This is a genomic window from Phenylobacterium sp. (assembly GCF_030654915.1).
In the GTDB taxonomy this organism is placed as follows: domain Bacteria; phylum Pseudomonadota; class Alphaproteobacteria; order Caulobacterales; family Caulobacteraceae; genus Phenylobacterium.
The window spans coordinates 20,890-31,629 of record NZ_JAURWM010000219.1; the positions used below are offsets into that span (position 1 = coordinate 20,890).

The 10,740-nt window shown below is 67.3% G+C and carries 12 protein-coding genes; 8 read left to right on the forward strand and 4 right to left on the reverse strand.

The window, feature by feature from the left end:
* Window positions 1-360, forward strand: a complete 360-nt coding sequence (locus tag Q7T84_RS11150) for a response regulator (RefSeq protein ID WP_304808758.1) — start codon at window positions 1-3, stop codon at window positions 358-360.
* 28 nt (window positions 361-388) lie between these two features.
* Here the strand turns inward: Q7T84_RS11150 and Q7T84_RS11155 are convergent, their stop codons facing one another.
* On the reverse strand, window positions 389-850 hold the full coding sequence (locus tag Q7T84_RS11155; protein ID WP_304808760.1) for a GNAT family N-acetyltransferase: 462 nt from the start codon (window positions 848-850) through the stop codon (window positions 389-391).
* A 40-nt stretch (window positions 851-890) separates the two neighbouring features.
* On the opposite strand from Q7T84_RS11155, the gene Q7T84_RS11160 reads away from it, so the two are divergent.
* The gene (locus tag Q7T84_RS11160) at window positions 891-2,057 is read left to right on the forward strand and encodes an aminotransferase (RefSeq protein ID WP_304808762.1); all 1,167 of its coding nucleotides are present in this window, start codon (window positions 891-893) and stop codon (window positions 2,055-2,057) included.
* 147 nt (window positions 2,058-2,204) lie between these two features.
* On the opposite strand, the gene Q7T84_RS11165 is transcribed toward Q7T84_RS11160, so the two are convergent.
* Entirely contained in the window at window positions 2,205-2,969 is a 765-nt protein-coding gene (locus Q7T84_RS11165; protein ID WP_304808764.1) for an SDR family oxidoreductase, read from the reverse strand.
* A gap of 91 nt (window positions 2,970-3,060) precedes the next feature.
* Between Q7T84_RS11165 and Q7T84_RS11170 the strand changes: the two genes are divergently transcribed.
* Window positions 3,061-4,026: an alpha/beta fold hydrolase gene (locus tag Q7T84_RS11170; protein ID WP_304808766.1), complete on the forward strand. Its 966-nt coding sequence runs from the start codon at window positions 3,061-3,063 to the stop codon at window positions 4,024-4,026.
* 6 nt (window positions 4,027-4,032) lie between these two features.
* Here the strand turns inward: Q7T84_RS11170 and Q7T84_RS11175 are convergent, their stop codons facing one another.
* Window positions 4,033-4,764 (reverse strand): extensin family protein, encoded by a 732-nt coding sequence (locus Q7T84_RS11175; RefSeq protein ID WP_304808768.1) that lies wholly within the window; start codon window positions 4,762-4,764, stop codon window positions 4,033-4,035.
* A 285-nt stretch (window positions 4,765-5,049) separates the two neighbouring features.
* Here Q7T84_RS11175 and Q7T84_RS11180 point away from each other — a divergent pair, with 285 nt between their 5' ends.
* From Q7T84_RS11180 to Q7T84_RS11195, 4 genes are read left to right on the forward strand one after another with little or no spacing between them, the layout of a single operon-like run.
* Window positions 5,050-5,661, forward strand: coding sequence for an ATP-dependent Clp protease proteolytic subunit (locus tag Q7T84_RS11180; protein ID WP_304808771.1), 612 nt, complete (start codon window positions 5,050-5,052; stop codon window positions 5,659-5,661).
* Between the two features lie 4 nt (window positions 5,662-5,665).
* Complete coding sequence (locus tag Q7T84_RS11185; RefSeq protein ID WP_304808772.1) at window positions 5,666-7,279, forward strand: alpha-amylase family glycosyl hydrolase; 1,614 nt, start codon at window positions 5,666-5,668, stop codon at window positions 7,277-7,279.
* Window positions 7,280-7,297: 18 nt separating this feature from the next.
* Window positions 7,298-8,404, forward strand: a complete 1,107-nt coding sequence (locus tag Q7T84_RS11190; protein ID WP_304808774.1) for an aromatic ring-hydroxylating dioxygenase subunit alpha — start codon at window positions 7,298-7,300, stop codon at window positions 8,402-8,404.
* 11 nt (window positions 8,405-8,415) lie between these two features.
* Window positions 8,416-9,198, forward strand: a complete 783-nt coding sequence (locus Q7T84_RS11195) for an alpha/beta fold hydrolase (RefSeq protein WP_304808776.1) — start codon at window positions 8,416-8,418, stop codon at window positions 9,196-9,198.
* Window positions 9,199-9,282: 84 nt separating this feature from the next.
* Here the strand turns inward: Q7T84_RS11195 and Q7T84_RS11200 are convergent, their stop codons facing one another.
* On the reverse strand, window positions 9,283-9,915 hold the full coding sequence (locus tag Q7T84_RS11200) for a glutathione S-transferase family protein (RefSeq protein WP_304808784.1): 633 nt from the start codon (window positions 9,913-9,915) through the stop codon (window positions 9,283-9,285).
* A 76-nt stretch (window positions 9,916-9,991) separates the two neighbouring features.
* Between Q7T84_RS11200 and Q7T84_RS11205 the strand changes: the two genes are divergently transcribed.
* Window positions 9,992-10,740 (forward strand): acyl-CoA dehydrogenase family protein (locus Q7T84_RS11205; protein WP_304808786.1); only part of this gene is annotated, 749 nt, incomplete at its 3' end.

Sequence of the window (10,740 nt, forward strand, 5' to 3'; positions counted from 1 at the left end):
ATGCGCATTATGGTTGTTGAGGACGACGCGTTGATCGCCTTGGACATTGTAAGCCTGTTGGAAGACATGGGCCATGAAGTGGTGGCCGAGGCCGCGGACGCCGTGACCGCCTGGGAACTGGCCGAGGACGGCTTGCCCGACCTAGCCCTCGTCGATATTCGCCTGGCCAAGAACACCGACGGCGGCAAGCTTGCCCGCAAGCTCTATGACCAGTTGGGCGTGCGCTCGCTGTTCGTCTCGGGCTCGATCACCGACGATTTCCGTCTGGCGATGGCCGGGATCAACCCCGTCGGCTTCCTCGGCAAGCCGCTGACCCGCCGCACGCTCGGCGAAGCCCTGCGCGGCGCGACCTGCCACTAGGGGCGCCGCCCCCGCAGGCCCGTCCAGGCTAGACCGGGCGCTCCATCCAGACATCACAGCGCGCATAGTCGCTCGGCGGCCGCATGGCCGGATCGAGATCGACAAACCCCATGGCGCGGTAGAGGCCCAGCGCCGGCCCGAGGCTAGAATTGGTCTCGAGATAGAGCCGTGGCGCGCGGTCCGCCTGGGCCTTGTCGATGCAGGCCTGCATCAGCAATCGCCCAAGCCCCGTGCCGCGCGCGGCCTCCGTCACGGTCATCTTGGCGACCTCGTAGCCGCCATCGGCCATGGCGATCATGGCCACGCATCCGATCACCTCGCCATCGCGCTCGGCCATGAAGATATGGCCGCCATGGTGGAGGATCTTGCCCTGGGGATCGTCCAGGACGGCGCGGTCCTTCGCCTCGATGGCGAAGTGCTTGGAGATCCAAGCCTCGTTCAGGGTGCGCCAAGCATGTGCGTGACGGGGTTCGAAACCTATGATCCGCATAGGCGAAATATCCCGCGCCCAGCTATGCTAGGCAACCATCATGGCCAATCCGATCTTCGCAAACCTGCCCACCACCGTCTTCGAGGAGATGTCGGGTCTGGCCCGCCAATACGGTGCGATCAATCTGGGCCAAGGCTTTCCAGATGACCCCGGCCCCGAGGCGATCCGCGCCAAGGCCGCCGATGGGGTGATGAACGGCTACAACCAATATCCGCCGATGGCCGGCCTGCCGGAGCTGCGCGCAGCGGTCGCCGGCCACTACGCCAGGAGCCAGGGGCTGGACCTCGACTGGCAAAGCGAGGTGACCGTAACGTCCGGCGCGACCGAGGCGTTGGCCGCGGCCTTCTTCGGCCTGATCCAGCCCGGCGACGAAGTGGTGGTCTTCCAGCCGCTCTACGACGCCTATCTGCCGCTGATCCGCCGCGCCGGCGGTGTGCCCCGCTTGGTGAAGCTGTCGCCGCCCCACTGGCGCTTCGACCGCGCCATGCTGGAGGCGGCGTTCACGGCGAAGACCCGCTTCGTGGTGCTGAACAATCCGATCAATCCGGCCGGAGCGGTCCTACCCGACAGCGATCTGGCGCTGCTGGCCGAGTTCTGCGTCCGACATGACACCATCGCGATCTGCGACGAGGTCTGGGAGCAGGTGGTGTTCGATGGGGCCGTCCATCGCCCGCTGATCGGCTACCCAGGCATGCGCGAGCGGACGGTGAAAATCGGCTCGGCCGGCAAGATGTTCGGCCTGACCGGCTGGAAGGTCGGCTTCCTCTGCGCCGCTTCGGCCCTGACCCATGTGCTGTCGCGCACCCACCAGTTCCTGACCTTCACCACCCCGCCGAACCTGCAGGCCGCGGTGGCGTTCGGGTTGGAGAACAGCGGCGACTGGTTCGAGGCCATGCCCAAGGCGCTGCAGCGCTCACGCGACCGACTGGCGGAGGGGCTGAAGCGAGAAGGCTTCGCGGTCCTGCCGAGCCAGGGCAACTACTTCCTCAATGTCGATCTCGCCGCCTCGGGCGTCACCGAGGGCGACCGGGCCTTCGCCCTGCGCGCGGTCACGGAGGCCGGCGTGGCGAGTATTCCCGTCTCGGCCCTCTACGAAGAGGACCATGTGACGACGATCCTGCGGCTCTGCCTGGCCAAGAAGGACGCAACGCTCGACGCGGGGGTCGAGCGCCTGGCCAAGGCGCGGGACCTGTCGCGGAGGGCCTAGGCGCAGCCCTTCTCAACTTCGTCGTCCCCGGGCTTGTCCCGGGGATCCATAGACACCAGCGCCCCAGGCAAATCTCCGAGGTCGGCGTCTATGGATGGCCGGCACAAGAGGCCGGCCATGACGACTAATGTGATGGGCGAGCGCCGATCAGCAGGTCGAGCCGCCGTCGACGACGATGGCTTGGCCGGTCATCCAGGAACCGGCCTTGGAGCCCAGGAACACCGCCGCCCCGGCGATGTCGTCCGGCTCGCCCAGGCGGCGCAGCGGCGTGTTGGCGCTGGAGCGCTTCTCGGCTTCCGGGGTGTCCCACAGCGCCTTAGCGAAGTCGGTCTTCACCAGGCCAGGCGCAATGCAGTTGACGCGGATGTTGTCGGGGCCAAGCTCGACCGCCAGGTTGCGCGCCAGCTGGAAGTCGGCCGCCTTGGAGATGTTGTAGGCGCCAATACCGGTCGAGCCGCGCAGGCCGCCGATCGACGAGATGATGATCACCGAGCCTTCACGACGCTCGCGCATCTGCGGCGCAGCCATCTGGATCAGCCAGTTGTTGGCGATGATGTTGTTGTCGAGGATCTTGCGGAACTGATCGTCATTGATCTGCGACATCGGACCGAAGAACGGGTTGGTCGCGGCGTTGCAGACCACGATGTCGATCTTGCCGAACGCCTTGACGGTTTCGTCGACCAGGCGCTGCAGGTCTTCCTTCGACGAGATGCTGGCCGGCACCGCGATGGCGGCGCCCGGGTGCTTGGCGTTGATCTCGGCGGCGACCTCGTCGCAAGGGCCGGCCTTACGCGACGAGATGACGACCTTGGCGCCGTGTTCGGCCATGCGCTGGGCGATGGCCTTGCCGATCCCGCGCGACGACCCGGTGATGACGGCGACCTTACCGGTCAGATCGAACAACTCGCCCATGGCGTTCCCTCTAAACACGTGTTTGATTTTGTGTGTCGTCATTTGCCGCACAGGGCGACGTTGGGTCAAGCTTGGCCTCTGGGGAGCCGCGATGCCGAATTTCCAAATGATCGACCTGCCCGACGTCAGCCTTCGGGCGGCTGTCGAGGGCGAAGGCCCTCTGGTGGTGATGGTCCACGGCTTTCCGGAGAGTTGGTACAGCTGGCGTCACCAGATGGGCCCGGTGGCTCAGGCCGGCTTCAAGGTCTGCGCCCTCGACGTCCGGGGCTATGGCGGCTCCTCACGTCCAGAGGCGATCGAAGCCTATGACATGGAGCACATGGTCGCCGACGTGGCTGGCGTCATCGAAGCCCTGAGCCCCGACGCGCCGGCTGTTCTGGTCGGCCACGACTGGGGCGCGCCGATCGTCTGGAACACCGCCCTGATCCGCCCCGATCGGGTGCGCGCGGTCGCCGGCCTGTCGGTGCCCTATACGGGCGTCCCCAAGCGGCCGTTCACCGATCTGATCGAGAGCGTCTTCACCAGCCGCGGCAAGTTCTTCTACCAGGCCTGGTTCCAGAACGTGGGCCCCGCCGAGGCCGAGCTGGAAGCCGATCCGCGCGCCTCGCTGCGCAAGTTCTACTACGCCATCAGCGGCGACGCGCCTGACGGGACCTGGCCGAACGACAAGCCGCATGGCGCGACCCTGCTGGAGGGCTTGGTCGATCCTAATCCCTTCCCCGCCTGGCTGACCGACGCTGACCTCGACTACTACGTCGCCGAGTTCGAAGGCTCGGGGTTTCGCGGCCCGGTGAACCGCTATCGCAACCACCAGCGCGACTTCGAATATCTCTCCCAATTCGAAGGCCGGAAGATCGAGCAACCATCGCTGTTCATCGGCGGCGAGCGCGACCTGGTGCTCAGCATGCTCGGACGCGGCGACCTGGTGGCGATCATGGGCGCGGAGATGACAGACCTGCGCGGCGCCGACATCCTGCCCGGCTGCGGCCACTGGACCCAGCAGGAGCGCCCGGAAGAGGTCAACGCCCGGCTGCTGCCCTGGCTCGCCTCGCTCTAGCCGCTTCTAGCGGCAGGCTTTGTAGCGACCGAAGTCCAGGTGCAGGTGATCGCGGTGGGCGGCGTTGTAGTCGGGGCTGAGCGTCGCGCGAAACCAGTCGCATGCGCCGTCCCTCGCGGCGCGCAAGAAACGACCGCGCTCGTCTTCGCGTTCGAAGTCCCCAAGCACGGTCAACCGGCGGCCGTCCGCCAGCCGAAAGCCGGCCACGTCCAGGGCGTTCGCGAACGCATGCTCGCTGCGCCGGCCTTCGGCCTGGTTGTAGATGTTCCGGCACGCATAGGTCCCCAGGTGATCGACCTGGGTCACCGGCTGGCTCAGGATGCGGCGCGCGGCTGGCTGCAATCCGTGCCGGTCCCAAAAGGCGTAGCTCAGCGCCTCCGGGCAGGTCATCGCCGGGGCGGCCGGCGACAGGCGCGTCACCCCAGCGGTCAGCCGGACCGCGTTGAGTTGTGCGCAGGAGCCATCGACCTGCTCCGCGACTTCGGTGAATCGCACGCCCCCCTCGCGCAGGATGGCGCGGCACAGGCGCCGGTCCTGCGCGGCGCCCGCGAACTTGGCGGCGGTCGCCAGACCCGGCGGATCCTCCAATTTCAGCGGCTTCCACGGCAAGTCCTGGGGCGGCGCAGCGGCGTCGATCCACCAAAGCACCGCGATCGCCACGAGCGCGGCGTCCAGCAGGGTGGCCCAGACTGCGCCTAACCAGACGTATTGCGGGGAGGAGACAGGAACCTTGGCCACGCGCACCGAACGATCAGACGCCCCTTCGGTTCATCGCCGCTCGCCCTTGCCTGATCGACAGCCGCCGCCGATTGATGGAAATCCCCCGCTCACCTCACTACGCCGAACGTCGTCTTCATGCTGAAGGTCGTCCTGACTCTGAAGCCGCGCTAGGTCGCCAGATCAAAGAAATTCACCGAAACCCGGCAAGCTTTAGCAATAACCGCCTGCGCATAGCGCTCGGGGCCTTGCGAATGGACGCGCGGCGACGCACGTTCCAATCCTATCGAATTGGAGACCTCCCCTATGCGTAACTGGCGCCTGGACGAAGACGACGACGGCGACGAGAACGCCCGCAAGCCCGACATGCCGATGACGTCTGGGCCTGTCCAGAATGCGTTGTTCAAGTCGCGCACCGTGCTGGTGTTCGGCGAGATCGACATGCGCCTGGCCGAGCGGGTCACCGCCCAGCTGCTGGCGCTGTCGGCCGAGAGCGACAAACCGATCAAGGTTGTCATCAACTCCCCCGGCGGCCACGTCGAGAGCGGCGACACTATCCACGACATGATCCGCTACTGCGGTCCGCAGGTGAAGGTGATCGGGACCGGCTGGGTCGCCAGCGCCGGCGCCTCGATCTTCCTGGGCGCCCAGAAGGAAAACCGCTTCTGCCTGCCCAACACCCGCTTCCTGTTGCATCAGCCCATGGGCGGCGTGCGCGGCCAAGCCTCGGATATCCAGATCGAGGCCGAGGAGATCGTGAAGATGCGCGAGCGCGTCAACCGCATGATCGCCAAGGAAACCGGCCAGCCCTACGACAAGATCGTCAAGGACACCCAGCGTAACTTCTGGATGGGGGCCGAGGCCGCCGTCGAGTACGGCCTGGTCTCCAAGATCATCAACAACGCCACCGAGGCCTAAGGTGATGGCCGCGCCCTGGTGGAAGGGCGCGGTCGTCTACCACGTCTATGTCCGCAGCTTCTTCGACTCGGACGGCGACGGCCACGGCGACCTGAAGGGCGTCCTGGCCAAACTGGACTACATCGAGAGCCTAGGCGTCGACGCCATCTGGCTCTCGCCTGTCCACCCCTCGCCCAACCGCGACTGGGGATACGACATCTCCGACTATGAGGGCGTCCATCCCGACTACGGGACGATGGACGACCTCGAGGCCCTGACCGCCGCGGCCCATGCGCGCGGCCTCAAGGTCATGCTGGACGAAGTGCTGGCCCACACCTCCGACGAACACGCTTGGTTCGCGCAGAGCCGCGATGGCGGCGCCGATGGCGACAAGGCCGACTGGTACGTCTGGGCCGATCCGGCGCAAGACGGAACCGCGCCCAACAATTGGCTGTCGGTGTTCGGCGGCCCAGCCTGGGCCTACCAGCCGGCGCGCCGCCAGCACTATCATCACAAGTTCCTGCGCCAGCAGCCGAAGCTGAACTGGCGCCAGCCGGACGCCCAGGAGGCGGCGCTGAAGGTGCTGGACTTCTGGCTGGCCAAGGGGATCGACGGCTTCCGGCTCGACGTCGCCGGCACCTTCCTCCACGACGACGCCCTGGCCGACAATCCGGCCGTGCCGCCGGGCGAGCGCACGCGCCATCACTGGTCCCACGCCAGCGAGATGCAGCGCCACCTGCACGACTCCAACTTGGCCGAAAACATCCCGCTGCTGGACGTGATCCGCCGCCGGGTCGACGCGCACAACAGCGACGGCCACGGCGAGCGGTTCGTGTTCGGCGAGTTCTCCGAGGAGGAGGAACGCTGCGGGGCCTATTGCACGCCGCAGGACGGCCTGCACTCGGCCTACACCTTCGTGCTGCTGCACGCGCGCAAACTGGCGGCCCAGGTCTTCCGCGAACACTACGAGACGCTCGGACGCTTCCCCGACCACTGGCCCTGCATCTCGTTCTGCAACCACGACATCCCCCGCACCGCCAGCCGGTTCGGCGGCGGCGAGGCGGTGGCCCGCCTGATGCTGGCCCTGCTGCTCAGCCTCAAGGGCACCACCCTGCTCTATCAGGGCGAGGAGCTGGGCCTGCCCGAGGCCCGCAGCATGACCCGCGAGGAGATCCGCGACCCGGTCGGCGACCTCTATTGGCCGATCTCCAAGGGCCGTGACGGCTCGCGCACGCCGATGCCCTGGACCGAGGGCGCCAATCTCGGGTTCTCGACCGCCACGCCGTGGCTGCCGGCCGCGCCGGAGCACGCCGGCCTGTCAGCGGCGACGCAAGGCTCCGATCCGAACTCCACCCTGGCGTTTTCCCGGGCGATGATCGCCCTGCGCAAGGCCACGCGCGCGCTCACCACCGGCGAGATCGAGATGATCACCACGCCCGAGCCGGTGCTGGCTTTCATCCGCTACGAGGGCGACGAGGCCATCGCCTGCGTTTTCAATATGAGCGCCGCCCCCGCGATCTTCGGCGACGAACGACTGGCCGGCGGCGAGCTCCTCGCGCCCTCGACCGGCGAGGCGAGACTCGACGGCGCAGCCCTGCACCTGGGGCCGCACGCCGCCCGGTTCCTGCGGCTGGCCTGACGCGCTACAAGGGCGACCATGGCCGACGGCGACACAAAGCAAGCCCGCACGCCCCCTGCTGACATCAAGTTCGGCCGCGGGTTCCTGCACGACATCTGGTACTTCGCGGCGCTCTCAAGCGACCTGAAGACCGGCAAGCTGCAACGCTATGAGCTATTGGGCGAGCCGGTGCTGCTAGGCCGCGACCGGGCTGGCAAGGTCTATGCGCTGAGGGACATCTGCCCGCACCGCGCCGCGCCGTTGTCGGCCGGCAAGCTGACCTCCGAGCCCGACGGGACCGAGAGCGTCGAGTGCCCCTATCACGGATGGCGGTTCCGCACCGACGGCGCCTGCGCGGCGATCCCGTCGCTGGTCGACGACCAGGCCATGGATGTCAGTCGCATCCGGGTGCGAAACTATCCCGCCGCCGAGAGTCAGGGCCTGGTGTTCGTCTGGATCAGTTCCGATCCCCGAGTCACCGGCCAGCCGTCCGAACCGCCAGCGGTGTTTCCGGGCGTGGTCGGCGGCGGACCCAAGCTGGTCGACCGCATGGAGTTCGACGCCCACATCGACCACGCCGTGGTCGGCCTGATGGACCCGGCCCACGGCCCCTATGTGCATCAGCAATGGTGGTGGCGCTCGGCCAAGAGCCAGCATGAGAAGGCCAAGAAGTTCGAGCCGCGCGAGCAGGGCTTCGCCATGGTCCGCCATGAGCCCTCGAAGAACAGCCGCGCCTACGCCATCCTCGGCGGCGAACCGCTGACCGAGATCACCTTCCGCATTCCGGGCATGCGCTGGGAGCATGTGACGGTCGGAAAGCGCCAGGTGCTGTCGCTGACCTGCCTGACCCCCATTAACGAGTCCAAGACCAAGATCACCCAGATCGTCTGGTCCGATCACCCGGCGTTCCTGGTCCTGAAGCCGTTCATCGCAGCCGGCGCGCGGGCCTTCCTGCGCCAGGACGGCGACATGGTGAACCTGCAGAACGAGGGCCTACGCTACGATCCAGCCCTGCTGTGGATCGACGACGCTGACCGCCAGGCCAAGTGGTACCAACAGCTCAAGCGCGAATGGACCGCCAGCCGCCAGGCCAGCCGGGCCTTTGCAAATCCGGTGGAAGCCGCCACCCTGCGTTGGCGCAGCTAGGCGGGGACACCATGGACTTCACGACCAGCGACGGCCTCTCGGTCAGCTATGACGACATCGCGCCGGAGGGCTATGAGCGAGCGATCCTGCTGGTCCACGGCTTTGCGTCGAACCGCAACGAAGGCTGGAAGCGCACCGGATGGTACGCGGCGCTGGAGCGGCGGCGGTTCCGCGTCATCGCACTGGACCAACGCGGCCACGGCCAGAGCGCAAAGCCGCATGAGCCGGAAGCCTATCGACGTGGGAACCTGGCCCGCGACGTGGTGGAGTTGATCGACCACCTGGGGATCAACCGCGTCGATCTATTCGGCTATTCCATGGGCGCGCGGGTCGCCTCGGCCGCGGCGCTCGCCGCCCCTGACAGGTTTTCCAACCTCATCCTTGGCGGGGTCGGCGACAAGATGCTGACCGAACGCCCGTCGGCGCGCGGCGACGTGATGGCCCAGGCGATGCTGACGGACGATCCCGAAAGCATCACCGAGCCCTTCCTGCGTAGCTTCCGCCAGTTCGCCGACGAACAGGGCGAGGACCGTCAGGCCCTGGCCGCCTTCACCAATGCGGAGAACCCGCCGCTCGACACCGACGGGTTCGCGACACTGCCGATGCAGGTGCTCGTGGTGGCCGGCCAGCGGGAATCCAATGGCGATCCGGAAGTCCTGGCCAAGGCGTTCGCCCACGGCCACGGCGTGATCGTCCCCGGCTGCGATCACTTCTCGGCCATCCCCCACGCCCTGACCAAGGCCGCGGTGTTCGACTTCATCGACGGGGTGCTGGACGATCCCTGGGCGCGGTAGCGACGCCTCAAAGGGAGAGTCCCTCTCCCTCGGGAGAGGTTAGGTGACGGGGCGGCGCGCAACGGCGCATCCGCCCCTGCATCCTTAGTCCTTCGGACCCATGTTGTAGGGGCCGCCCTTGGCGAGCGCCGTGCGATAGGCGGGCCGGTCCTGGAAGCGCTTCACCCAGGCGGCGATGTTCGGATAGGCGGCGTAGCGGCCAAAGGCGCCGACGATCTCGCCGACGAAACTCATCTGGATATCGGCCGCCGACAGCTCGTCGCCCATCAGGTAGTCGCGGCCTTCAAGCACGCCCTCGACATAGCCGAGGTGGTTGGCGATCTCGCTCTCGATGCGCGGATGCAGCGGCGCGCCGGCCTCGCCCAGCCGGCCGACATACATGAACAGCATCAGCGGCAGCATGGCCGAGCCCTCAGCATAGTGCAGCCACTGCTGGTAGGTGTCGTATTCGGGCGTGTCAGCGGCCGGGGCCAGCTTGCCGGCGCCGTGATGGCGCAGGACGTAGTCGATGATCGCCCCGGACTCGATGATCGTCGCCGCGCCCTCGGTGACCACCGGCGACTTGCCGAGCGGATGAACGGCCTTCAGTTCCGGCGGCGCCAGACGCGTGGTCGCGTCGCGCTGATAGGTCTTGATCTCGTAGGGAAGCCTCAATTCCTCAAGCAGCCATAGGATGCGCTGCGAGCGCGAGTCGTTGAGGTGATGAACGACGATCATAGCCTGCTCCCAAATCTCTGTTCTTGACGCGTACAGGCCGGCGTGACGGGCGACAAGCTTCGCCTATAGTTGGCCGATGATCTTGCAGGACCTGCCCGCCCGTCTCGCCGAAGCCGCCGACGCCGCTGAAGCCCTCGTCACTCGGATAAGGCAGGCGACCGCCGCCCGTGTCAGCCCGGGCGGCCGCCTCGACCGGCGCGCCCTGGACGCCGAGCAGCATGTCGCCCACGGCCTGGCCTGGGCGGCGTCCTATGCCGAGACCCTGCGCCAGACGGCGGTCTGGGCCGGAGCGCTGGAAGCCGAAGGTCGGCTCGGCGAGGCCGAGGCCCTGCCTGCGCAACTGCTGGCCTTCGAGTATCTGAACCAGCTGGCGGGCGGCTTGCCGATGAACCAGGGCGAAACCTTCCGCCCCGGCGATCTTGGCCTGGATGCCGGCGACCTTGCGCCCGCCATCGAGCGGCTGCGCCCCGGCGCCTCCCAGGCGGTCAAGGCCAGGATCGTCGTACTGCTGGAGGCCGCCCGAGGGCGCCCGTCGCTGGAGGCCAGCGGCCTTGACGCGACGCTGGAACAGGTCCGCGATCAGTTCCACGCCTTCACCAACGAAAAGATCACACCGCACGCCCATGGATGGCACCTGCGCGACGAGCTCATTCCCCTGCCGCTCATCGAGGAGTTGGCCGAGCTTGGTGTCTTTGGTCTCACCGCGCCAGAGGCCTATGGCGGCTCAGGGCTGGGCAAGGTGGCGATGTGCGTGGTGTCCGAGGCGCTGTCGCGCGGCTGGATCGGGACCGGCTCGCTCGGCACTCGCTCGGAGATCGCCGCCGA

What these genes read in the sequence shown, in the direction of transcription:
- Q7T84_RS11150 (WP_304808758.1), top strand. Translation starts at nt 1, where the DNA reads ATGCGCATTATGGTTGTTGAGGACGACGCGTTGATCGCCTTGGACATT.
- Q7T84_RS11155 (WP_304808760.1), bottom strand. Translation starts at nt 850, where the DNA reads ATGCGGATCATAGGTTTCGAACCCCGTCACGCACATGCTTGGCGCACC.
- Q7T84_RS11160 (WP_304808762.1), top strand. Translation starts at nt 891, where the DNA reads ATGGCCAATCCGATCTTCGCAAACCTGCCCACCACCGTCTTCGAGGAG.
- Q7T84_RS11165 (WP_304808764.1), bottom strand. Translation starts at nt 2,969, where the DNA reads ATGGGCGAGTTGTTCGATCTGACCGGTAAGGTCGCCGTCATCACCGGG.
- Q7T84_RS11170 (WP_304808766.1), top strand. Translation starts at nt 3,061, where the DNA reads ATGCCGAATTTCCAAATGATCGACCTGCCCGACGTCAGCCTTCGGGCG.
- Q7T84_RS11180 (WP_304808771.1), top strand. Translation starts at nt 5,050, where the DNA reads ATGCGTAACTGGCGCCTGGACGAAGACGACGACGGCGACGAGAACGCC.
- Q7T84_RS11185 (WP_304808772.1), top strand. Translation starts at nt 5,666, where the DNA reads ATGGCCGCGCCCTGGTGGAAGGGCGCGGTCGTCTACCACGTCTATGTC.
- Q7T84_RS11190 (WP_304808774.1), top strand. Translation starts at nt 7,298, where the DNA reads ATGGCCGACGGCGACACAAAGCAAGCCCGCACGCCCCCTGCTGACATC.
- Q7T84_RS11195 (WP_304808776.1), top strand. Translation starts at nt 8,416, where the DNA reads ATGGACTTCACGACCAGCGACGGCCTCTCGGTCAGCTATGACGACATC.
- Q7T84_RS11200 (WP_304808784.1), bottom strand. Translation starts at nt 9,915, where the DNA reads ATGATCGTCGTTCATCACCTCAACGACTCGCGCTCGCAGCGCATCCTA.